This window comes from Rubripirellula tenax (genome assembly GCF_007860125.1).
Taxonomy (GTDB): Bacteria; Planctomycetota; Planctomycetia; order Pirellulales; family Pirellulaceae; genus Rubripirellula; species Rubripirellula tenax.
In genome coordinates this window covers 584,051-608,263 of sequence record NZ_SJPW01000006.1, presented here as the reverse complement: position 1 = coordinate 608,263, position 24,213 = coordinate 584,051, and the positions used below count along the sequence as shown (strand labels likewise).

16 protein-coding genes are annotated in these 24,213 nt (G+C 56.0%); 5 read left to right on the top strand and 11 right to left on the bottom strand.

Annotated features, from left to right (window positions below):
* Nucleotides 1-113 precede the first annotated feature (113 nt).
* From Poly51_RS23100 to Poly51_RS23085, 4 genes are all read right to left on the bottom strand, one after another.
* On the bottom strand, nt 114-1,076 hold the full coding sequence (locus tag Poly51_RS23100; protein ID WP_146460514.1) for a hypothetical protein: 963 nt from the start codon (nt 1,074-1,076) through the stop codon (nt 114-116).
* 203 nt (nt 1,077-1,279) lie between these two features.
* Complete coding sequence (locus Poly51_RS23095; RefSeq protein WP_146460512.1) at nt 1,280-1,648, bottom strand: hypothetical protein; 369 nt, start codon at nt 1,646-1,648, stop codon at nt 1,280-1,282.
* A gap of 506 nt (nt 1,649-2,154) precedes the next feature.
* Nucleotides 2,155-2,823: an endonuclease/exonuclease/phosphatase family protein gene (locus Poly51_RS23090; RefSeq protein WP_146460511.1), complete on the bottom strand. Its 669-nt coding sequence runs from the start codon at nt 2,821-2,823 to the stop codon at nt 2,155-2,157.
* Nucleotides 2,824-3,395: 572 nt separating this feature from the next.
* On the bottom strand, nt 3,396-5,237 hold the full coding sequence (locus Poly51_RS23085; protein WP_146460509.1) for a tetratricopeptide repeat protein: 1,842 nt from the start codon (nt 5,235-5,237) through the stop codon (nt 3,396-3,398).
* A gap of 178 nt (nt 5,238-5,415) precedes the next feature.
* Here Poly51_RS23085 and Poly51_RS23080 point away from each other — a divergent pair, with 178 nt between their 5' ends.
* A complete protein-coding gene (locus Poly51_RS23080) occupies nt 5,416-6,807 on the top strand; it encodes a sulfatase-like hydrolase/transferase (RefSeq protein ID WP_246114704.1) in 1,392 nt (463 codons plus the stop codon).
* A 10-nt stretch (nt 6,808-6,817) separates the two neighbouring features.
* Here the strand turns inward: Poly51_RS23080 and Poly51_RS23075 are convergent, their stop codons facing one another.
* The gene (locus Poly51_RS23075; RefSeq protein WP_146460507.1) at nt 6,818-8,044 is read right to left on the bottom strand and encodes a right-handed parallel beta-helix repeat-containing protein; all 1,227 of its coding nucleotides are present in this window, start codon (nt 8,042-8,044) and stop codon (nt 6,818-6,820) included.
* Nucleotides 8,045-8,183: 139 nt separating this feature from the next.
* Between Poly51_RS23075 and Poly51_RS23070 the strand changes: the two genes are divergently transcribed.
* Nucleotides 8,184-9,329 carry a TIGR02281 family clan AA aspartic protease gene (locus Poly51_RS23070; RefSeq protein ID WP_146460506.1) on the top strand — a complete coding sequence of 382 codons (1,146 nt, stop codon included), beginning with the start codon at nt 8,184-8,186 and terminating at the stop codon, nt 9,327-9,329.
* 10 nt (nt 9,330-9,339) lie between these two features.
* Here the strand turns inward: Poly51_RS23070 and Poly51_RS23065 are convergent, their stop codons facing one another.
* Nucleotides 9,340-11,379, bottom strand: a complete 2,040-nt coding sequence (locus Poly51_RS23065) for a sigma 54-interacting transcriptional regulator (protein ID WP_246114703.1) — start codon at nt 11,377-11,379, stop codon at nt 9,340-9,342.
* Between the two features lie 186 nt (nt 11,380-11,565).
* On the opposite strand from Poly51_RS23065, the gene Poly51_RS23060 reads away from it, so the two are divergent.
* On the top strand, nt 11,566-12,906 hold the full coding sequence (locus tag Poly51_RS23060; RefSeq protein ID WP_146460504.1) for a DUF1598 domain-containing protein: 1,341 nt from the start codon (nt 11,566-11,568) through the stop codon (nt 12,904-12,906).
* 56 nt (nt 12,907-12,962) lie between these two features.
* Nucleotides 12,963-13,394: a DUF4259 domain-containing protein gene (locus Poly51_RS23055; RefSeq protein ID WP_146460503.1), complete on the top strand. Its 432-nt coding sequence runs from the start codon at nt 12,963-12,965 to the stop codon at nt 13,392-13,394.
* A 37-nt stretch (nt 13,395-13,431) separates the two neighbouring features.
* Here Poly51_RS23055 and Poly51_RS23050 read toward each other — a convergent pair whose 3' ends face one another.
* Entirely contained in the window at nt 13,432-14,994 is a 1,563-nt protein-coding gene (locus Poly51_RS23050) for a hypothetical protein (protein ID WP_146460501.1), read from the bottom strand.
* 451 nt (nt 14,995-15,445) lie between these two features.
* Between Poly51_RS23050 and Poly51_RS23045 the strand changes: the two genes are divergently transcribed.
* Nucleotides 15,446-18,103 (top strand): right-handed parallel beta-helix repeat-containing protein, encoded by a 2,658-nt coding sequence (locus Poly51_RS23045; protein WP_186775743.1) that lies wholly within the window; start codon nt 15,446-15,448, stop codon nt 18,101-18,103.
* 137 nt (nt 18,104-18,240) lie between these two features.
* Here the strand turns inward: Poly51_RS23045 and Poly51_RS23040 are convergent, their stop codons facing one another.
* The 4 genes from Poly51_RS23040 to Poly51_RS23025 all read right to left on the bottom strand — a co-directional run bounded on the left by Poly51_RS23040 (nt 18,241) and on the right by Poly51_RS23025 (nt 24,134).
* On the bottom strand, nt 18,241-18,606 hold the full coding sequence (locus Poly51_RS23040) for a hypothetical protein (protein ID WP_146460497.1): 366 nt from the start codon (nt 18,604-18,606) through the stop codon (nt 18,241-18,243).
* Between the two features lie 385 nt (nt 18,607-18,991).
* Entirely contained in the window at nt 18,992-20,347 is a 1,356-nt protein-coding gene (locus Poly51_RS23035; protein WP_186775742.1) for an ankyrin repeat domain-containing protein, read from the bottom strand.
* 26 nt (nt 20,348-20,373) lie between these two features.
* Nucleotides 20,374-21,720: a DUF1552 domain-containing protein gene (locus Poly51_RS23030; RefSeq protein WP_146460493.1), complete on the bottom strand. Its 1,347-nt coding sequence runs from the start codon at nt 21,718-21,720 to the stop codon at nt 20,374-20,376.
* A complete protein-coding gene (locus Poly51_RS23025; RefSeq protein WP_246114702.1) occupies nt 21,717-24,134 on the bottom strand; it encodes a DUF1592 domain-containing protein in 2,418 nt (805 codons plus the stop codon). The genes Poly51_RS23030 and Poly51_RS23025 overlap by 4 nt, the downstream gene beginning before the upstream one ends.
* Nucleotides 24,135-24,213: the final 79 nt, after the last annotated feature.

The window sequence follows — 24,213 nt, the reverse complement described above, 5'->3', positions numbered from 1 at the left end:
ATTCAGTCCACGAATTCGTAACGTCGATTTATCTTGAGCGTTGATCGGCTGCCGCGATTTTCAATCGCGCCGGTCGCAACTCTAAGCCAAGTCAGTTTGTATTCTTGTCATCGTCATTTCACCCTGCTGGCGACGTGATCCCTCACTCTGCTCCATGCTGGCTTGGGATTTCCGTCACGGGTCCGCAGACCCAGCGTACCCAGGTACTCGGCAAACGCCGGCAACTCGACTCCGTAGTACTTCGTCATCGTATCGACTTCGGCCTGCGAGAGGTCGCAGGTCCAAACGAAATTTACGACTGGCAACGCCTCGACATGCTTGTCCCAAGCGGCAAACATCGCGTCGACAAACTGGGCTTGGATATCCAACGAACTGCCGCATGCGGAACCGCTCGGGAAACCAGCCTCGAGAAGATGAATAGGTCGACCTTCAGCGAATACAATCATTTCGGCAAAGTCGGCTTCGATGCTCGAAGGCGGTCGCACCTGGAATGACTCGTCGAGCGGGTAGTAGGTCAACATGCAAACATCGGCAGACAATTCGAGTTTGTTGAAGTCAGATACAAGTTCACCAGTCCGCCCCGCGAACGTGATTTTAACGCCAACAGGAATACTAGGATGCTTGCCGTGGATATGATCAACGACGGCGCTGAAGAAATCTATGTAGCCTGCGAGTTCTTCAGGATGCTCCGCGAACCAACCGTCAACCTCGTTACCAATCGCAATCGCCTGAACAGTCGCGTCAGGAAGCTGAGCGAGCGTCCAGTCAACCCATCTACAAAACGCATCAATCCGTTCGTCCGATTCCCATGGCGAATCCCGCTGGTGTTCAGGGATCCGCAGTGCGTTGGTGTCGATCGGATTGAGCGACAGCACGATCGCGGTGTCGAGCGCAGGATAAACCCGGTTCGCCAACGAGACGAATTCGCTCTCGTACTTGCCAGGCGAAGTTTCGATTTCATCCCACTGCTGAGGCAGCTCGATGAACTGGATCCCCGCGTGTTTGGCCGACGCAAACGCCAACTCGTAACCGACGCTGCCCTCGGTCACTCCGAAACCGAGCTTGCGATCAGACATCACGCCAACTGGCGGTTCGACGGACTGCGACCTGCAACCGAGACAGCTGACCACAGCAAGCGACGCAGACAGTATTCGACGGATGATGTTCACTACAACGGATCCTTCTGAAGATCCCTCCAAACGTAATCGTCTCCCCAGAACTTTTGGCAAGATCCACGATGTCAATTATAGCGGCTTCCGAGTTAACCGATCGCCATGCCTTAAGAAGAAAAACGCACAGCCCTTTGCATCAGCGCAAGGTGAGATCCAAGGCAGCTGGCCGTGATCGCATGGGCGATGATGCGAGACAAAACGGAATGGGACTCCACGAAGCTGTTGCCGAAGACTGCACCAGAGGAGGTGAAGCTGAAGGTGAAACGGCCCAAAGTTCGCCCCGCCGGAGAACTGCACAGCAACGAGCCCAAACGTCCATCGGTCGGGGGATCGCGGGCGACGAAACGTCGCGGCAGCCCACGCCGCAGTCCCGCGATAACCTGACTCACCATCGGGCCGATCGCGGATACCGTGGCTGAGGCGAATCTTCGACCTTCTGATAACGAATGCGGCGGCCCGAGGACTTTTTCAATCATCAACCAACAGCCACCTTTCAAACCAACCACCCAAACAAGTTGACCGAAAAGGTCAACGAGCGACCAAACAGGACTCCCCCGTCGCCGGGACCACTCACCAAGCCTGGCACCAAGCGATGTTGATATCACTTGCCTTCGATGTCCCCTAAAGAATGTGGCCGGCCACCTGCCCGCAATGGATCCCCCCCGGATCAAGAGCACTGCAAGGAATGATGAGACGACGCCGTCAACTGGACCGGTGCAAACAAGCACCAAGGCGTCGACACCTCGAATAGTCGTTTAGTACCGAATCGGACTCGTGAGACGTTTCAAGTTCAATCGTTGACGCCTCCAACAAACCAGCCAAACGCAATGTAAAACAAAATCCAAAAAAGCGGCCGGACGCCTCTGGTCAAACCAAGGACTTCATAGTGGTACGGTTCAGCGGTGCCGCGCGAGCGACTCTCCACTTCAATAAGCTCGACTCGCGGCCTCCGTTGCATCCGATGGTTCCCCGCCGATTTGCGTCACCTGAAGTCGCAAACGACGGGTCGGTGGTCGCTGGTTGTGAACTTGGAATACCCCGGAATCGTAACCGATCGGAGTCGGGGAATCCACGCAGAGGGAACGTAAACGAAGTCGCAATGAAAACACCCTGCAGAGCCCCACTTATGATACAGCGTTGTCATCGTTTCCATCCCGAATCGTTCGTTCGTATGCTCGTGATACGCGGAATGGAGGTCAAAGTCGTGATTTAGCAGACCATTCAACAAGTAGAACTGCTTGCCCTTCGAATGAACACGAACGCTCATGTTAAAGTCCCCCATTACAATCGTTGGTCGTTCACGAATGAATGTGCGGTGAAGTTCGATGGTTCGGAGTAAATCCGCGTAGTACGAGGGCGTGGGCTTCGCCCACAACGCCAGGACGTTAAATGCGCCAAGTTCGGAGTCAGCGAAGCGACAAGCTACGGATGGAGATGATTCACCATCAAATTGAGCGAGTTCATTCGGTAACGTTGACGACAGAGAAACACCCTTGTGTTTCAGATCGCCAGCCCAAAGGCAAGTTTTCGATCCGTCGATTGGTTCAGCGGACTCTTGCATTGCAACGATGTCGGTGCTGTATTCCGAACGCAGTTCGGAAAGCCGGTCACCGATTGAACCGCTGTTTACGTTCCATGTTGCGATCTTCATGTGCGGAATTCAGTCGGGGAACTTGTTCTTAACCGAGATTACTTGGGGACAAGTGGTGGGACATTCATACTTATACCGTTTTTAAAATGGTATGAGTGGCTCACAGCCACTTATACACTTTTGAGCTGCGGTTTAACCCTTTTCCCGTTCTCGCGTCAAGCAATTTCGGCGGGGTCGTCAAGCAAGGCGAATGCGGAGCATTGCAAAGAACGGGCAAGATGCGGCAGCGAGGAAAGAGACCCCGTCAGCGGTCAACCCGAATACACACCAGGTCGGATAGCAATGTTTCTCACCTGAAGGACTGGTTTGGAACGAAAGTCTTTTACCTATGATCAACGGCTTCGAGGGGCGTAGTACGCTGAGCCTCTGGGGTGAGCACTTCCTTGTTAGCTTTTTGTCAGCGGTTCTAACGCAGACGCGAGCGCAGCGGGAAGCGTCGGATCGTACGCAAGGGACCTGTTATCACGTTTTCGCGGCCGGGCTGCAGGAAGCATGAGGAGATCCTTGACTTGCCGTCAATGCAGGCGCGGCCGTCGCGTGTGACGGGTGCTGCGGGTTCGGGTAACGAGGCGCTATTCGATGGCTTTGGCCATTTCGTTTTCGGCTTTCGCGCGGGCTTCTTCGAACTGTTTCAACTGCCGCACCAGCGGCGGCGAATGGGGCATCAACTTTAGCGCCCGCTTTTGCATCAGCAGCGCATTGTCATAGTCCTTGACCGCGAAATAGCAGCGGGCACAGGTGTCGTACTTTGCATAGTCGGCGTCCATTTCCAACGACCGCAGACTGAAGTCGAGTGCTTTTCGGTAATCGCCTTCGGTATTGCTAACCAACCACGCGTACTGGTTCATCAAGTTGGCGACGATCGGATCGTTCGACTTGCCTTGTGATTGAACGATCGCTCGCTGCAATTCCGCGTCGGCCTTGCGAACTTCGGCTACCAACTTTGACTGGACCAATGCCTTCCATCCGTCGTCACCGTCGGTCCGATACATCGTGATCAGGATATCCACCGGCGATTCAGACAACGAAAAGGCTAAGACCAATAAGTCGCGACCTTCATCGACTTTGCCTTTCTTGATCTTGGCGAGCGCGCTGTGGTACGTCATCTCGGCGCGGAAATCGTTGTACTGGACGAACATCAAATTCAACCGTTGTTTCATTTTGTCGTCTTTCTCGACACGTTGAACCAACGGCTCCAGAACCTCGACCACGGCTTCGTGTCGTTCCAATTCGCCAAGCATCCGCGCCAAACGACCGCGAACGACCGCCGAGGGTGCCGCATCAACTTCTAGGTGTTCGATGATCTTGCGAAATTCACGTTCGGCCCAGTGGAACAAACCGCGTTCTTCCAAACTGGCACCGATTTCAAAGTGTGATTGAGCCGTTTCCTCGACCTCGCGAGGTGACCACTTTTTCCGTTCCTCTTCGTTGGCGGGAAAGGGGCGGATCTCAAGTGCCTTGTCGGCTAAGGCTTCCGCTTTGGCATCATCACCACCAACTTTTTCTGCTTCGGCGGCCCCGTATAGCAGCACCGGTTGCTGGTCGAACATGGGTGAAAATTGAGATCGCATGTCCAGCACAAATGGATGCAGTTGATGATCGATCGCCCACGAACATGCATCGACGAGGTGGCGTGACGTCGGATCGATCAAATCGATGTTCGACCGAGCCAGTTGGAGTGCTTCGTTTCGGTTCCCCGATTCGATCGCGCGAGTCGCACAGACCTGGACGAGCTCCAAGACCGATGGCCGCGTCGCGGCTTGAGAAGTTGATGCATCGATCTCGTTTCGCTGGACTGCGATCAGCTCTCGCCATCGATCGGCCGAGTATCCGCCTTGAGATAAGTCTTTTGCATTTGTCTTCAACCATTGTGATGCTTGGCGATCGTTGTCGTCGAGTCCTTCTTCGATCCACTGGGCGTTGCGTCGACGGATTGCTTCGTCGTCACTCATTGGTTGCTGCATCAATGCCAATGCGGCCGTTCGGCTCAATCGGAGTGAGGTCTCGAAACGGGTCAGCCGCACGAGTGCCTGTAGCCCCCTGCGTTCGGAGAGTTCGGCCAGCAATTCGATCCTGCTATTTCGATCTGTCTCGTTTTGCGCGCCGTATTCGTACAGTGCTTCGCGTACTTCTGTTGGATCGGTTTCTTTGGACCAACTGACCAGCAAACTGCTGACCAAGTATCGCGCCGCCATCTCGATTTCGATGTCAGGATGAAATTGGGCTAGGTGAAGTTCGTCGAACGCTTCCAGGCCCATCCTTTGCAATCGCTCCATCGCTCGCGTCCGTGTCGCGTAGCTGTCGGCGCCTAATTGTTCGATCAGTTGGCGAACGGTCCAGCCGCTGACTTTGGTGCCGCCCGCGTTCGAATCGTCGGCTTGAACACTCAGCGCCGCCGTCAAAGCGAACGCCATCAAAAAAATGGCATGGAACCCGAATGATGGGACGTGAGAGCGGGTAACATGGTCCATTCGGCACTCGAATCGTTGGGGTGCGGAAGCTAATCTGTTCTTTCAATTTAACCGTTTGAGCATCGTTTGCCGACACTCGATGACGCGATAATTGCTCCCCCGACCTATTTGTAAAGGAATCGTGACCGTGAAGCCCCGATACTGTGCGTTTGTGTTTGCTTGCCTTGCTGGCGTGATTTCGTCGGGATCGAGCGTTTTGGGACCCATCGCGTTGGGCCAAGATCGCCCGCCGAATATCGTGCTGTTGTTGTCCGACGATCAGGCTTGGACCGACTACAGCTTCATGGGACACGAATCGATTCAAACGCCAAATTTGGACGAATTGGCGCGACGTAGCGCCGTTTTTCCTCGTGGCTACGTGCCGACCGGTTTGTGTCGTCCGTCGCTGATGACGCTGTTGACTGGGCATTATGCTTCGACACATGGCGTCACCGGAAATGACCCATCGCCGAAGTACGCCGAGCCCGATTCGGAACTTTACAATCAACGTCGCGCCCAACTGATTGCCAACTTGGATCGATTGGGGGCGATTCCCAGACTGCTGGGCGAACGAGGGTACCTCAGTCACCAAAGCGGCAAACTTTGGGAAGGTAGTTTTCAAAACGCCGGCTTCACGCACGGCATGACCCGTGGTTTTCCGCAGCGCGGCGGTCGGCACGGCGATGACGGGCTGAACATCGGACGCAAGGGGATTGAACCGATCGCTGAGTTTGTCGATATGGCCGTCAGCGAGCAAAAGCCGTTCTTCTTGTGGTACGCACCGTTCATGCCCCATTCGCCGCACACTCCGCCGGAGCGCATTCTAAAGAAGTACCGCAATGACGAAACGCCAATTTCGGTCGCCAAGTACTTTGCGATGTGCGAGTGGTTTGACGAAACATGCGGTGAAGTCATGAAGTTGATCGACGACAAGGGCCAACGCGAAAATACGATGTTCGTTTACTTGACCGACAACGGTTGGATTCAAGACCCCGCCAGCAGCAAGTACGCACCCCGATCCAAGCAAACACCGTATGAAGGTGGCGTCAGAACGCCGATCATGTACTCGTGGCCGGGCAAGATTGTGTCGGGCGAACGCGCCGAATTGGCGACCAGTTTGGACATCGTCCCCACCATGTTGGCAGCCGCCGGTGCAAAAACGCCCGACGGATTGCCGGGACTGAATTTGTTGCCGAATTTGGAATCCGGGGATGCGATCAACCGAGAGCGAATTTTCGGAGAGAGTTTTGCCCATGACATTGCCGACATCGAGAATCCCGAAGCGTCGCTGTTGTTCCGCTGGGTCATCGAGGGCAGATGGAAGTTGTTGCTGACGTATGACGGCGAAACCAATCGCTATGCCAGCACGCATCCTCGCACGGAAAAGGGGCCGCAGTTGTTTGATTTGATTGCTGATCCGAGCGAGCAAAGCAATTTGGCCGCGGACAACCGGGGCGTTGTTGCTGATTTGGCGGCCAAGATTGACGCTTGGTATCCGCTGAAAACGGCGACGACGGTCGTCACGGTCGACTAATCGCCAATTGTCACTTTTCCGTCACGCGTTCGGCCGTGTTGTCGTTCATTACGACATCGTTTCGGCCTTTCATGATGACGGGTGCGCCATCTGAATCGGGCAGATCACTCAGGATCAAGTTGTCCGATAATCGGCTTCGCAAAACATCCTCGCAAAGGATTCCGCATCGGCCGTAATCTAAGATGGTGCAACCCGTCACGTTGGCTCGCTGGCAGCGGCGAAGCACCAGTGCGGCGTCGCCATCGACGACACCGGTGAATTGGTTTGAGCTGATCGTCAAGCCTCGGCTATCGACGATCGAAACGCCCGACATGCCATTGCGGGTTGCTTCGAATCGATTGGATGTGAAGACAACGTTTTCGCAGGCTTCAACGATGGCGTCCTTGATGCGTCCGCTCAAGAACTCGTTGCCCGTGACGGAAACGCCGCGACATTGTCGCAGTTCCAAGTTGAAGTGAGCGTTAGCAAAGTGGTTGTTCGCGATGATGACGCTTGTCACCGATCCGTCGGCACCGTCCAACAGCACGTTGGGCGTCGGTGAAGCGTACGCGCCGCCCATGTTGTGACCCGCGTCACACGCGACAATCCGTAGTCTTTGCACGCTGCTCTTTTTGACCACGATCCCACCGCTCGCGTTGTGGTGGATGTGACAATTGGCGATCGTGATCTGCTGAGCTGCTGATTGATCGATCAAACATCCGACGCCCGCGTTCTGGAAGAGATGGCACTGCGAAATCGATACGTTTCCGTTGCGGCGAACCATTTGAATGGCGTGGTCACAGTTCCTCACAATCAGCCGCGTGATCGTCAACTGTACCGTGCCGTCGGCTTCAATCCCAATCGCTTGGGGATGCTTGCCGACGATTTCGATCCCTTCGATCATCGGGCCGTTCTGGCGATTCCAAACCGAATCGCTGACGTCTGTGGGAGAAACGTCTTCGTCGTGGGTTCCCACGATCCGAATCGCAGGTCCTGGGCCGTCCATCACGATCCTGGCGACACCGCCGCCCGAGAATGACGTCCGGCCGACTTTCTCCAAATTCACGACGATCGGTTTTGTGATACGGAACGTCCCCGAACCCAATCGAATGTCGCCCGACGCATCGTCAACGGCTCGCTGTATCGCGACCGTGTCGTCCGTGATTCCGTCACCGATGCCGATGCCGTCCCCCATCAGGCGTGAATTGCCGATTGAGAACACGAAGAATGTGACCGCTATCGCTAATGAGTATCGCATCCGTTCTCTTCATCACGTTGTAAGTTCACCGCAGCAGATTTCGGTACGATCTAGCTTAACCGACGAAGTCGCGACACAGGTCGGCGGCACTTTTCGGCCAGCGTTGCTAAACTAGAGCTTCGTCACGTTTGCCCACTCTATGAAGTCGCCTGCCATGCCGTTACCGCACCGTTCGCACATCCTTCGATCGCGACAGTTTGTTGCTGGCGTCCTCATCGCGGCGGCGTTCGTCTTGGTCGGGCCGGTGGCCATGGCCCAGGGTTCGGTCGAGGCACCGGCTGCGACTGAGAAGTTTTCGCCCGATGTTGTCGCCAAAGCGGAAGCCATTTTGGATGGCGTCCAGTTGAGGCGGGCCGGCAAGGTCATTCAGTCCACCAATACATCCGAAGTTGCTCGCGCGATCAGCGGTTTGGCCCGTTCGCGACGCGAGCTGAAACTCGTGTACCAAGACTGGAAGCAAGTAGGCGAGCACATCAGTGCCATCGACATGGAACTGAAGCGATTGAATATCCAGTACGGAGAACTGAATCTGCAGCTTGCGCGCATCGCCGGCGGCGACGTGACCGCACACAACCGTTTGGTCGGTTTGGTCAATGCGGGCGTTGCACGGACCAAGCTTCTTGAGAGTGAAAAGAGTTCCAAGAAGGAGTTGTTGGCGACGAAACGAGTGGCGTTGAACGCAGCCGAATCGGCGTATGCCGAGACCGTGCTTGCGATCCGAAGCGACTACAAGAAATTGAAATCCGAATTGGATCAGTCGCTGCTGGAACAGCCCGTTCAGATTGCGTTGCGGGTCATGCGGGCCAACTTTGAAACACCGGAAGGTCTAACCGCCGATGCCATTTTGTCGTCGATCGACAAACGTTTGCAACGAATCGAGCAAGAAGTCTTCAGCGAAACCATCAAGTTAGACGTTGTCAACAATTCGTTGTATGTCGACGTGGTTGTTGGTCGCGAAACGACGCGAATGGTCGTCGACAGCGGTGCGAACCTGATCAGTCTTCCGTCGAAAACGGCTAGTGATTTGGGGATCGTCGTCCCGTCCGACGCGCCTCAGTTGCGGATGATTTTGGCGGACGGACGCGAGATTCCTGCTCGTGCGGTTACGTTGGCGCGAGTGCGTGTGGGCGAATTCGAGGCAGAAAACGTCGAGGCAGCGGTGCTGGATGAAGCGGCGACCAATGCCGAACCTCTGTTGGGGATGAGCTTTTTGGGTAAGTTCAAATTCGAGATCGACCAATCCGATAAGAGTTTGAAGATGCTGCGCGTCAACGCCGAAGACTGAATCGTCTCGTTCACGCGTCGCTGTAACGCTTCAACTTTCGGTCCAAAGTGCTTCGCTCGATCCCAAGGATTGATGCGGCACGGCTCTTGTTGCCCTCGGTGTACTGCAGGACACGTTCGATGTGGGCCCGTTCGAGATCGGCCAGTGTTGTTTCCGGCGAAATTTCAGATCCGCCAAACTTTGCGTTTGAGGCATCTGCCGTCGGCGACAAAGACAAGTCGCTTTCATCGATCACATCTTTTCGATTGAGTACGACGGCGCGCTCGATCACGTTCTTCAACTCGCGGATATTACCGGGCCAAGAATAGCCCCGCAGCCGCTTCTTTGCGGCATCGGTGATGCCGGAAATTTTACGGCCCATTTCGGTGTTGAACCGTTGCAGAAAAAAGTCGGCCAACATAACCACGTCGCCTTCGCGATTGCGTAGCGGCGGCACGACGATTTCAACGACATTCAAACGATAGAACAAGTCTTGTCGAAAGGTTCCTTCGGAAACCATCGACTGCAGATCTCGGTTGGTTGCCGCAACGACTCGCACGTCCACGCGAATCGATTCGTGGCCGCCGACGCGTTCAAACGCATGGCCTTCCAACACCCTTAGGAATTTCGCTTGGACGTCGGCGCCCATTTCGCCGATCTCGTCCAGCATCAACGTACCACCATCGGCCATTTCAAACTTGCCGCGTTTTCGATCGGTCGCACCGGTGAAGGCACCTTTTTCGTGCCCAAACAACTCGCTTTCCAGCAAGGTCGGTGAAAGTGCGGCGCAATTGAGGCAGACCAGGGGGCCGTCTTTTCGGTTGCTGTTATGGTGCAGGGCAGCGGCAACCAGTTCTTTGCCGACGCCCGATTCGCCTCGTACCAGAACGGTTGCGGCCGTCGGTGCAGCCAAGCTGATTTTTTCGATCACATCGGCAATCGCGTCGCTTCCGCCGACGATGTGAACTTTGTCGCCCAACCGCGACTTGAGCTGCTGAATCGTGCGGCGGCTCCGATGCAGGGCCTTATCCAAGGCTTGACGGTCGAGTTGATTGGCCAGTGATTCCGCCAAAATCTCGCACGCGGCAACCACGAATTCTAGATCCGACGACGACAGTGGCGTGCCGCCTGCGGATGTCGTCAGGTGCAGCATTCCCAACAACGGTCCGCCAATGCGGCGAATCGGCGACAAAATCAGACTCTCGGTATCGATTTCGCCGCGGCTGTTTTCGGTCGCCAGTTGCGTATCGCCCAACACGTTTCGGGCCAGCGTCGCCTGTCCATCCTCGGCCGCGACGGCGATCAACAAAGATTCCGGCGGTCGTCGGTAACTGCGGGAACCGGTTTGACGTGTCGACACCAACGGGATGTTGGTGACATCGTTGGGGGCGCCGGATGTCGCAGTCGTTGGCGGCTGTAAATAGACGCCCACCGTATCGACGGCCACATTGTTGACGATCGCATCCAGGACGTTCTCGACCGCGTCGGCGGGTTCGTTTTGGCGAGCCAGGATGAACGCCAACTTCAGCAACGGCAAACTTCCGCCCGGCGTCTGGGTACCACTGGGTTGGTTGCCGGAGTGTAAGTAGGCGCTTTGGCGACGTCGGTCCGTGATCGACGCGGGGTCAATTTCCGAGGTCAGTTGATCGTCGGTGGCGTGACGGCCCGAAATTTCGGGCTGCGGCGCCGCAGCATCGATACGATCGGTAAAGGTGATCGAAAATCCGGCGATGACGATGACGTCTCCGGTCACCAACGGCGAAGTGCCTTCGATTCGTTTTCCGTTGACAAAAACGCCATTCCGGCTGCCCAAGTCTTCGATTTGCCATCCCCCCGCTGAGTCTCCCTTAGGCGACGCGGACCAGAAGACACGCCCGTGGCGGCGGCTGGCTTGGTCGCTGCGCAGGACGATTTGGCACGACGACGACCGGCCGATGACCGCTTCGGCAGGGGACAATAGGCGAAAAACGTCGCTCCAACGGCCCTCACTGCGTAGCACCAGATAGGCGCCCGGGCGGGCGATAGCGGGCGACGAAGCCGGCGGCTGGCTGGGATGGGGAGGATTGTTCACGATCGTGGCACTGAACCGAAAAGCTTCTGTTGCTGGATGAATGGGTGCCAACTATCCTAGCGTCTGACCTCGACTCTAGTACGCGGGGCGTCCATACGGACGCTACCCCGATCGACGCGCCTTACCCGGAGATCCACTACGATGGATTTGGCCCCCCGCCCCTCTCGTTCAATCAAACACTTCTTCATGGTTCCGGTCTGCTCGGCGGCCGTCCTTTGTGCAGCCATTTCGGTCCACGGAGGAATCTCGGGGATTGGGGCACAACGATCGGTCGGGGGCGTGATGATCGATGCCGCCGGCGTCGTTCGATCGGCGACCAACGACGAGAAGCAAGAATTCGCTGGCGTTCTTCGTCAAACGATTCAGCCCGCTGATGGCGCATTGAACGAGGCGACCGAATTGCGAATGATCTCGTTGTCTGGTTTACAGAAAGCGATTTCGGAACGCGACCAAACGGGACAACCGATTTCGGAAGACATTGAGTTTTTGGCCGGTCTGCAACGCATCGACTATGTGTTTGTTGATGAAGACAAACATGACGTCGTGATCGCTGGTCCCGCCGAACCTTGGAAACTGCTCGATGACGGCAGTGTTGTCGGTACGGTTTCGGGCGATTCGACGATGCGGCTTGCCGATTTGGTCGTCGCCATGCGTAGTGTCGAAGCGGCACGCGAAGCCGGTATCAGCTGCTCAATCGAGCCGACGCCCGAAGGTCGCCGTCGTTTGCAACAAATGCTTAGCCGCGTCAAACTTCGGCCCGGCCAAAACCCGGTCGCGTTGGAAGCTTCGATGAAAGAGGCTTTTGGTCCACAGATGATCCAATTGACGGGCATTCCCGCCGACAGCCGTTTCGCTCGCACGATGGTTGCCGCTGACTTTGAAATGAAACGCGTCGCGATGGGACTGGCGCCTTCACCGGTTGCCGGTTTGCCGAGCTACTTAGAAATGGCCAAGAACGGTCGACAAGGTGCCGGTTCGAATCCACGTTGGTGGATGGCTTGCGACTATGACGCGATGGCGAAATCCGATGACGGCTTGGCTTGGAAGCTCTCCGGTCGCCGCGTCAAAACGATGACCGAGCAAGATTTGGTCTCGGCCGACGGGACCGTTGCCGCCGGTGGACGTACAGACAAGATGGCACAGGCGTGGGCCGACAAGATGACCGACTCTTTCGCGCAACTTGCAAAAGAGATCCCTGTTTTTGCCGATCTTGAAAACGCAATGGACCTGACCGTTGTTGCGACGTTGATCGTGCAAGAGCGTTTGGGCGAAAAGGCTGGACTCGATCTTTCGACTCTATCGCAAACCGAAAACTCGATCGAATTGGCGTCCTACGGTGTTCCTCGCAGCGTTGACCCGCAGTGCAGTTTCATTCACGGGCGAAACGGCTGGGTCGTGACCGCTTCGGGCGGTGTTGATATCGATGCGTTTTCGATCGTGCAGAAACAGTCGGCGATGCCCGAATTGGCACAATCGCGTCAAGCAGCACTCGCATCGGCGACCGATCGTTGGTGGTGGAATCAGTAGGTGATGCCTGCTTTTTTGCCGCTTTGGAATGATGACACGATCCCGGCGAGTTTTTGATGGGCGTTTGGGGACCACGCACGTTCGACAGTGATATAGCGTGCGATTGGCTCGAGGATCTGTGGGATTCCGACGCGATTGCGTTCTTTGATCACTGCCTCGACCTGACCGATCACACTTCCGAAAGCGGGCGTGTGAATCAGTTGGGCATGCTGGCCTGTGTCGGAGTCGTTTGCACGGCGGAAATGCTGAGAGGCCTGCTCTTCGGAGCCCGCGAGGGACTGCCCGATTCGGCGCATCGCTGGCTTGAAGAAAACCAAAACCTGGATGTCTTGGTTCAAAGCCTGGTGCCCGACACAATCGAAGCCCTCAATCGAGTTCTGGCGTCTGAATCGGAGATGTATTTGCGTTGGGACGATGCGGACGACGACATCGAAACGTGGCGACTGCAGATTGAATCGCTCAAGCAAGAGCTCAGACTGCGCGTTTGATCGCTGCTTTGGCGAAAGGGGCCCGTCGCTCTGGCTTTTACGCCAGAACGGGCTGGGCAATCGGTTGCGGTGGGAATCGGAATCGTCCGTATCGAGCGTTGCCAACTTCGTAGTGAGCTTCACCGTACTGGGTTTGGACGCTTGCAAGCACGCGACTGGCAAACTGTGAAACGTCGATAATTTCGGACGCGTCGAAGGAGACCACAGCCGTACCTCGTTTCTCTGCCATCGAAACGGTTTGCTCAAGATGGTTCGCCAGCATTGTTTGCGGATCACTGCTTTCGCATACCGCATAGTACCCGGCCGAGCCAAGGCGTCGTCCGCCAATGTCGCCATCGCCCGGCGACAGGGTGATCAGCGTCAGGCCGTCGTCCAGCATGCTGATCAATCGCGTTTGCGTTTCGTCCGAACATTTTTGGACTTCGGCAACGACCATGTTCTGACATCCGATCTGGATCGAGTCGGTCGAAAGAGACGCGTTTTCTCGCTCGCGACTGCTTCGCCATTGGACCGACGCAGCCGCTGAAAATTCCAACGTTTCCAATGCGCTGGTCACTGCCTTCACAGACGAATCCAGGTTTTCACGATTTTGGGATACAACCGATCGTTCGCAATATCGGCGGCTTGTAACTGCGTCCTCGCGTTCCATCCCACAAACTTGGGAATAGGTCATCTTCTGTTTCGCAACGGTCTTCACGTCGCCACGAACTTCGGTCGATGCCTGCCATTTAGCGGCCAACGCGTTGACCAGTGCACCCAGCAACGCGGCCGATCCCACGGAGAGTTCAAGATATCCGAGCACGCAGCTGAGGATGTTCGCATCAACCTTGTGGATCCGCCCTTCGACGATCAACTGCTCGTATCCGTAACCGATCAACGATAGTCCGATCAGGCCGTAGATGATCCGCGTCATTCGGCCCGCGCGCCCGTAACGCATCGGGTATCCGAGCAAGCTAAGCAGCGATGGGCCCTGAAAAAAGAAGCAGCATAAGACAGACGGGCCGCCGGCGCCGCACACGACTAAGCCAATGGCGGAAACGATGATTCCGAGCGCAAAATACTGTATCGCATCCGCTGGCGCGCAAACCGCACTGATGGGTTGATAGGTAAAGCGGTTTGATTGCCCCTCATCCGAAGCAGCGACGTTGATCAAGTCAGCCGCGAATTCGCCAGCTATATCGTCGGTCGGGCTCTCGAATCCGCGAACGGAAAATCGCCCGGTGAGCGTGTTTGATTCTTCCGCCTCGGCATAGGCCGCAGCCAACGCGGCCCGGCTGATCGGTACCGTGATCGTCTCGGGGGTCAAGTTCGGATCAACATCTAGCGGAGCGACAACGACGGGCCGCGCAGCGATATCCGCCAACACTTCGTTGACCTGTCCAGGTGGCAGACCCTCGAACTCATCCAGCGGGTTTGGGCCGACAAGTTGGATTCCCACAAGGCGTATGTGGGCGTTGGACGAAATCCCATGGTCGGCAAGTTCTTGCCAAGTCATTTCGACCGGTTCGTCACCCGTCGTCAACGCGACGTTCAGCTGAGGGACCAAAATGATTGCGCCGCCCCACAAGGCACCCCAGGCCGCGAGGCCGCCCACAATCACTAAAATTGATCGTGGACGCGTTTTTCTATGTCCGGGGTAGCCCATCTGTGAATAGCCGGTTTAGGTTTCGTTTCAACAAATAAATAGGTGCGGCGAAAAGCCAAAGAAAGCTACGGCGCATTTGTCCAGTAATTACCACGACGGTTGTTGCCACCCCAGGAAAGTCGTCCTTGGAGCTTCAGATTGAACGGCCTTTTCCGATTGAGTATCGATACGGGAGTACATTCGGCCGATCCTCAGACATCCACACTAGGGGGGCACTGGAGAGCCGAACACACGAAATTGGCAGCCCATCCCGAAAAATTGTTAAAACCGTATGCAACGTTCGCCAGCCGATCGTTTATCATTAGCGAACGCCAAGGGCGTTCAGCTCGCCCGAAGGTTCGCTTCGCAATGATTGCAGTGGCGCTGATCCGGCGTCTTTTCTCATCCCTATCGCTTGATGCAAACCATGCCAATTCAATCCATTCTTGAACGCTTTGCTATTCGATCCCGTCGCCGCAAGTCGGCTCCAGCGACCGAACGATCGAAGCTCAAGCGTCGCCAACGAATGTTCGAGACTTTGGAGGATCGTCGCGTCTTGGCATCGTTCACGGTCGTTTCGGCCGGTGACCCTTTGTTTGGTTCTTGCACGGCTGCGATGTGCTCGCTCCGTGACGCCGTCAATGCCGCGAATGCGTCGGCCGGCGCCGATACGATCACGTTCGCGGCTTCGGTCACAAGCCCGATCACGCTTCTGCCTGCTAGTGGCCCAATCTCGATCACCGACGACGTAACGATCACGAAGCCCGGTTCGACAACAATTTCGATCAACGCGCAAACAAGCGCAGCGAATCAGTTTCGAGTCTTCGACATCGGTCCATCGGCGAACAACGTGACGATGACACGGTTGAGCATCAGTGGCGGTCGTGTTGATGGAGACGGCGGTGGTGGGATTCTGTTCGAAGGCGGTGGAACGCTGACGTTGCAAAACAGTGTCGTCACCGGGAACACGGCAAACCGCGGTGGGGGAATCTATAGCGCTGCTGCTGGAAACGTCACCCTGAACAACAGCACGGTCAGCAACAACGAAGCGGGTTACATCGGCGGTGGCATCATGAACATCGACGGTGATATCACGCTGACCAATAGCACCGTCACCGGCAACCAGGCCTATGGATCTGGCGGAGGAATCTACTCAGAGAACAACGGCGCCATCACGCTGACCGGCAGCACCGTTTCCAACAATTCCGCGACCGGCCTTGGACAACTTGGCGGCGGTATTTTCAGCGGATACGGTACGGTGTCGCTCACCAACACTCAGCTAACGGGCAACTCCAGTGCGGGTGATGCTGGCGGTTTGTATAGCATTGACGGAGCGATCACGATCACTGGATCCAACGTTGCTTCGAACCAAGCGGCCGACTTTGGTGGTGGCGTGTTCAAAGCCGGCGGACTTTTGACGGTCGCGGATTCGACGTTCACGAACAACACGACAACGACAAGCGACGGTGGGGCGATCGCGAGTTTCGGGGGCGATCTTTCGATTACGCGATCCAGTCTGCGAACGAACAACGCTGGCGCAAACGGCGGCGCAATTTCAAACAGCAGCGGTATTGTGACGATTCGGGACACGACCATTGCAAACAACACCGCCGGCGAACGTGGAGCCGGTATCGATACGGCGGCGGGAACATTCACGATCACGAACTCGACGATCTCCACCAACGCAGCAGCGCAAAACGGCGGTGGTATCTATGCGGATAACGCAGTCCTTTCGTTTGTGAACAGTACGGTCACGCTTAACACATCGAGTCAGTTGGGCGGTGGGGTCGCTTTCCGTGATGACAATGGCGGCGAATCGCTATCACTACTTAACACGATCATCGCCAACAACAGTGCAACCTTGGGCAGCGCTGACTTTGTCGCCCCGGGCGGTGGTGCCGCGAACTTAGCGGTGACAAACAGCATCGTCGGCAACAACAATGGCACCGGATTGGTCGCCTCGGCGACACCTAACGGATCGGGCAATCGTATTGGGACTGTAGCCACGCCGATCAATCCAATGCTTGGTCCGCTGCAGAACAATCAAGGCCCGACGCACACCCACTTGCCTTTGACGGGAAGTCCTGCGATCGATGCGGCAACGGAAACCGGTACACCCAACGTCGATCAGCGTGGATTTCCGCGACCAGCCTTCGTAACGATGGACATTGGTGCGGTGGAATTCGGTTCGTCGAACAATGCTCCGCCGACGGACTTTACGCTCGTGACGACGAACGTCAACGAGAACGTGAATACAACATCCGGAAACGCCTTGGTCAGCGCCTTCACCGTGACCGATGCGAGTCCGGCCGACGTGCATACTTACACGCTTGCTACCGGAACCGGCGACACGGACAACGGCACGTTTGTCATCGTCGGAAACCAGCTGTTTGTGAAGCAGGGGCAAACCGTCGACTTCGAAAACAAGGCAAGTTATTCCATTCGGGTGCGCGTCAGCGATTCGACGAACCTGACCCAGACCAGAATGTTTACGATTGGCGTGAACAACTTGCCGGAAATTTCACCGATTCAAATCAACGACGGGACGACAGGGCGATCTCAGGTCACATCGCTTCAAATCGAATTCGATACGACGGTCAATCCGACTGCGTTGGCGAATGCGTTTACGGTCACCAACATTACGACGGGCGTCAATGTCGGAACGGTGAACGTTGGGAACGCCACCGTGGCGGGCAAGACGGTCGCAACGCTAACCTTTGACGGCGCGTCGACTGTACCTCGGGAAGGCACTGGTCTGCGAGGAAACTCACTAGCCGACGGTAACTACCGATTGACCATCAACGGAGCTCAAATTCAAGCGGTGGCCGGCGGAGCGACGATGGGTGCCAACGTCGAATTCGGTGGACAACTTCGAGCCGCTGTGCCCAATGACAATTTCTTCCGACTTTTTGGTGACACCAATGGTGACGGACTCCGCAACAACACGGACTTGATCGCATTTGTTGGATCGTTGTTCAATTCGGCTGGATACATTCCCGGACTGGATTCCACCGGTGACGGATTGATCAACAACACCGACCTGATCGCTTTTATCCCGACCGTGTTCGGTTCGTCACGACCATAGAGTACGCCAAGCGGAGCGTGCCGCAATTTGCTTTGCGGGCCATCGGAACTCGTTAAGAGTTTCGAGTGGAACGTGGTGCTTTGTCAACAAAAAACGTTGAGACTCTGGCAGTCGGATTTGCCAGAGTTGTTGTTTTCTCAGGCGTCGACGATCAATCGATTGCGTATTTGCAGCTCTTTCGCAAGCGGCCGGACCGTCTCGGTCGCGAGTTGCTTTATGTAGTACGTACTGACGTGGCCTTCGAGTGATAGCTCGTTTCCCGTCACGATCAGACGGACGTAACGAAGTTCGCGGAATCCAGTCAACGCGATCGCATCCGAGATCTCTTGCAACTGCGCTGCGACAGCCACCAAAGGATTGAGGCTCGATTCACATCCAGCGTCCGATGTGGACGATTGCTCCCCAACTATTCGTTTTTCGTCGTTGCGCTGTGCAGTCGGTCTCTGGCTACTACTTTTTACCGTCGTGTCCATCAACGAAGTAAACGCAATTGAAACAGTCATTAGAATTCTCGATAAGAAGAGTGGAGGGTTGCCGACCGCTGAAGACGCATCCAATCGCGTCACCAGCAAATCAGCCTCAGCGAGATGAGAATCATGATGAGCTCTCATTCTCACGCTAAACCACTGGTAGCGGCAACCCCGATTCCGTTACGGAATGCTGCGATATAGCTGGAACGGAAACTTTTCCCTTTCGCAACACATGCAGTTGAACGTGCAGCGAAATACGCGCCATTTGCAGTCGCTTGCAATGCACCTCTGGTTTCCCTTAGCGATAACGACTTGCTCAGCAAGCACTTACGAAAAATCGATCGATCGCGGAATAGACCGGGAATGAAGGGAAGTGATTAAAATTGAAGCAAACCGTGTTCATTTCGCACTGATTTGATCAATTATCGCGCATCTTTGATGCATCGATTGCCGTCTGGAGCGCGGCGATTGTTTCAGGCGACGGTTTGAAACTTCCGGGGCGTTTTCCCGATGCGACCATGATCGGGGTCCAGCCATACGTATTCTTGTGATTCCAGGCATCCGGCCGTGCACCAAGTTCAGTTAGCTTTTTGACTGCGAGCGGATAGTTTCGGTAGGCGGCCCCGTGCATCGCCGTTTCCTTGTTCTTGTCGGCATGATTCGGATCCAGCCCCAAATCGACCAACCAATCCATCACTGCGATCACCTCTGGTTCGGTTCCCGCTTCTTCACCGACCGCCACCACACCGATTCCGGCTGCAGCCATCAATGCATTGCAGTCATCGACGTTGGTAAGGGTGGGGTCGGCGCCGAGTTCGTGAAGTAGCTCAAGCAACGGAAGGTCAGCCGTTTTCGCTGCCATTAAGAAAGGCGTCGCGCCCTTTCGATTCAATTTTGCTCGACCACCTTGCCCGTTTTCAAGCTTCGCGTTGATATCCGCGCCGGCTGAAACGATTGCACGAACGAACTGCAAGCTGTTGACCGACCCGGATCCTCGTGGTGAAGGATCGCCTTCCACGTTGTCGCCACGATCGGTTTTCCTGACCCAAGTCAAAGCATGCAATGGCGTATAACCGCTGCGTTGATCATTCGGATCGGCGCCTCGCTCTACCAACCATAGTGCAAGTTCAAAATGTCCACTTTCAACCGCAAGCATCAAGGCGGATGTTCCTTTTCGCGGATTCCTTCCCGACGAATTCTTCGGATCCATGACATCGTTGACGTCCACGCCGGCTTCGATCAATCGCTGGCAGGCTTCCAAACGACCTTCCCGAGCGGCAAACAGATTGGCGGTAAACCCTTGGCTGGTCCGAACGTGAACGTCGGCGCCGGCTTCGATCAGTGCGTCAACGACGTCGGTATTCCCCTCGGCCGCCGCCCACATCAGCGCCGTTTGGCCTTTGCGCTCGGTGTGATTCAGTTTTGCACCGTGCCCGATCAATGCCTCAACGATCGGCCGCGAACCCACGCGAGCTGCGGTTAACAATGGCGATTCGCCGCCAGCAACTTCCTTGTTCGCATCAGCGCCATTCTTCAACATCGCCACCGCGATATCTCGATTCCCGTTCGAGCATGCGATCCAAAGTGGTGTGATCCCGTAAACGTTGGGCACGTCAAGGTCAGCGCCTTCGCCGATCGCCTTCTCAACGTCGGCAAGGTTTTCCGACTGTGCTGCACGATGCAATCGTAGGTCAACGACCTGGCCATCGATTGCCAACACCGAATTCATCGCGATACACAAACCAAGCACGATGAACAAACTGAAGCACTTCATCGATTCGACCTTCGGCATCACGGATTTTACAGACTGACAGGATCGAATAGATCTTCGACGGTACCATCGCTATCGGCGAATGAATCCAGTGGTACACCGACTTTGTTCAGCAACGTCAAATGCAAGTTCGCCAGCGGGGTGGGCGTCTCGTATCGGATATGTCGACCACCACGCATGTTGCCTGCTGCACCACCGGCCACCACGATCGGCAAATTCGTGTGATCGTGAGCGTCCGAGTCGCCCATTCCGCTGCCATACAAATACAGCGTGTGGTCCAACAGCGATCCGCCCGCTTCGGGTGTCGCCTTCAACTTTTCCAAGAACTCGGCAAACAACGAGATGTGGAAACGATTGACTTTGGCAATCTTTTCCAGCTTTTCCGGATCGTTGCCGTGGTGGGTGATCGGATGGTGAGGATCCGGGACGCCGATTTCTGGGTACGTTCGCGTACTGGCTTCGCGAGCTAGTTGGAACGAAACCACTCGGGTGATGTCGCCTTGGAACGCCAACAATTGTAAATCGAACATCAGCCGCGCGTGGTCGGCGTACTGCGCCGGCACACCCACCGGACGATCCAAGTCGGGAAGCGGATTGTCCTTGGCCGACTGCTCAGCTTTCGAGATGCGTCGTTCGACTTCGCGAACGCTTTCCAAGTAGCCGTCGATCTTGTTTCGATCCGAGGGGCCGACAGCTTTCTTCAGTCGCTTTATTTCATCAGTCACCGAATCGAGCAGGCTGGCTCGTTTCTTCAACACGGCTTGCCTTTGCTCGGGCGTGCCGCCGTCGCCAAAGAGTGTCTCGAATACGATTCGCGGGTGTGCCTCGCTGGGAAGCGGTGTTGTCGGTGACGACCACGACAAGTTGTTTTGGTAAACGCACGCGTAGCCGTTGTCGCATTGGCCGACCGTCGACAACAAATCCATCGACAACTCAAGCGACGGTAGCGTCGTTTGATGTCCGATTTGCTTGGCCGCAATCTGGTCGACCGTAGTGCCCAATCGATAGTCGGTGCTCTCGGTACGTTTCGCACGAGCGGCACTTAGGAACGCTGCATTTGACGTGGCATGCGAACCGGGGTACGCGTTCTGTAGATCCATGCCGGTAACGACAGTGACTTGATCTTTCACTGAATCGAGCGGCATCAGCGATGGCGACAGCGTTTCCAGCGTGTCGCCCTGCGGAATCCATTGGGCCGGATTGAATCCCATCGGAATGTAGATGTAACCAATCCGCCGCAGATGCTCGGCAGCCGCCGGCGTCGCGGCTGTCGCCTTCATCGATGGAATCATCGCGTCCAGCAGCGGCAACGCAAACGCGGCGCCCGCACCACGCAGCACCGTTCGTCGGGACAGAGCCTTTTGAGGAATCATCATGGAGCACTCCGGTGGGTGAACACATCGCTGGAGACGATGGCCGATATGAGTGAAGAAAACCGATAATCCGATTCTGCAGCTTCGCCTACGATCGCTCGGACCGTCGGACCAATCTCGGGCTCGATCCCGCGTCCTAACGCGAACGTCAAAAGCTTTTCAGTCATCGTGGTCACGAACATGTCGGGACGCGCCAGTATACCCGCTTCGAGCTCGTCGATTCCACCGATCGTTGCCCCATCGGGCAACGTTCCCGCCGAATCAATGGGCAACTCGCCGTCAAAATCGCGCCATCGCCCCACGGCGTCGAAGTTTTCGAGCGAAAATCCGACCGGATCCATCAAATCATGACAGCTGGCGCACGCCGGATCGGCACGATGCTGGGCCAGTCGATCGCGGACGCTGGTCGCGGCCAGCGTCGATTTCTCTTTTAAGTTGGGCACATTCGCAGGTGGCGGTGGTGGGGCCGTCCCGAGGATGTTCTTCAGGATCCAATGGCCGCGAATCGTCGGCGACGTTCGTGTCGCATATGACGTCACGGTCAAGATGCTGCCGTGACGCAGCAGTCCGCCTCGAATGCTGTCAGCCGGCAAATCGACATTTCGAAAATGGCTGCCGAGGACACCGCTGATTCCATAGTGCTTGGCAAGCCGTTCATTCAAGAAAGCGGACTCCGTCGCGATCAGGTCCATCACGCTGCGATCGCTCGCAACGATATCGCGGAACAGCGACTCGGTTTCACCCCGAAACGCTTGCCGCAAATTGTCATCGAAATCGGGGAACAATCGCAAATCGGGCGTGATGGAATCGAGATTTCGCAAGTACAACCACTGGGCCGCAAAGTTCGTGGTCAGCGACACGGATCGATCATCCATAAGCATCCGCCGAACCTGCTCGGACAGCGTTGCCGGTTCATGCAGTTGGTTCGTTTCGGCGAGTGCCAACAGTTCCTCGTCCGGTGAACTGCTCCACAAAAAGAACGATATTCGCGACGCCAGTTCAACGTCCGTGATCCGATAGGCTTCGCCGCTGATCGCGTTGTCCGGATCCGACTCGATCCGAAATAGGAAGTTGGGATTGATCAGAACCGACGTCAAAGCCAACTCGATTCCCGCGTCAAAACCGCCCTCACGTTCGCCTTCGACATAGAAATGCATCGGCGAGCTCAGGTCTTCGTCGGTGACGGGACGCCGGTATGCCAACCGTGCGATGGAGCCGATGATTTGTCGTGCGCAAGCAAATCGTTCAGACTCGGTAGCGTTGGCCGCCGGACGGCACTGAAAAATTCTTGCTTGGCTATCCGACATCCCTTCGGACGGCAATGCTTCCAACGGTCCGACAATGGACACTTGGAATAGCGCCGGTTCGCTTCGAGGATGACGATGGCGATTGTAGCTGGCGTCGAACGGTTGGCGTTTGGTTTGCGCCAACGACGTGCCCTTGCTGGGGAACGTCACGCCGACGCGGTGAGTCCCACCAACCACATCGATCCTCGTCCGTAGATGCGAATCGACATGGGTGAAGTCCTTGCGACCGGGCGGTGGTTTGACCGCAAACTGATGAATGCGTTCGTCGTCAAGCAACACGTCGATATGATGTGGTTCGGTCAAACCTTCGACCATTTCGTCGCGATCGCGAGTCAAACGGAGTTCGATTTCGTACGAACCGGATGCAGAAAAGTGGTAATCGAAAGCCGTTCCGCCACGCGTTCCAAGCGGCAAGCCCTCGACGTGCGACGACTGGGTACGATCGGCCGGCACGCGAATCGTCGTTCCGATCGGGCCGGAATCGGTTCGACCGACTGCAGAGCGAGCGATCGACTGTGCGGCCGACAAATAGCGACTCATCAACATCGGCGACAACTCGCCCACGGTGATGTTGTCGAACCCGTGACTCGATTCGTCGGGCGGCAACATCGTGGAGGCATCGATCGGCAGCGAAAGCAGATCGCGAATCACGTTCTGGTACTCGGTGCGCGTCAATCGTCGCAGCGATTCGGTGCGACCGGGATTCGGAAAATCCTGGTGCCGTTGTTTCAACAGCTTCGCCATCGATTGGGTCGCATCCTGGTACTCCAACTCGCTCGGTCGTTCGCCGTCGGGTGGAGGCATTTGACGGCTGGCGGTGCGTCGCAAGACGGCTTCCCACGTTCGATGGTCAAATTCATCTTTTCCGAATGTCGCGGAAGAAAAGTCGAACGACTCTAGATCCAGCCCGGCGACGCTGTCAGCGGAATTGTGGCAGTCCAAACAGTGTTGTGCGACGAACGCGTCGACCTGTGAAGCGAGCGGTGTAAGGTCAGCCCCATTGGCAACTATGCAAGCGGATGCCACGCAAAGAGAAACACAGGACATCGCTAACAGAAACGATCGCATTACCGATCGAACACAGATTGTCTTCATGAAGGGATCAACCATCGGGAACGTCGAGGGGAGATTGCTTGGCAAAAGGTGGGAAAGGAGCGTCGGATTGGCGGGGGCAGTGGCACGGCAAGTC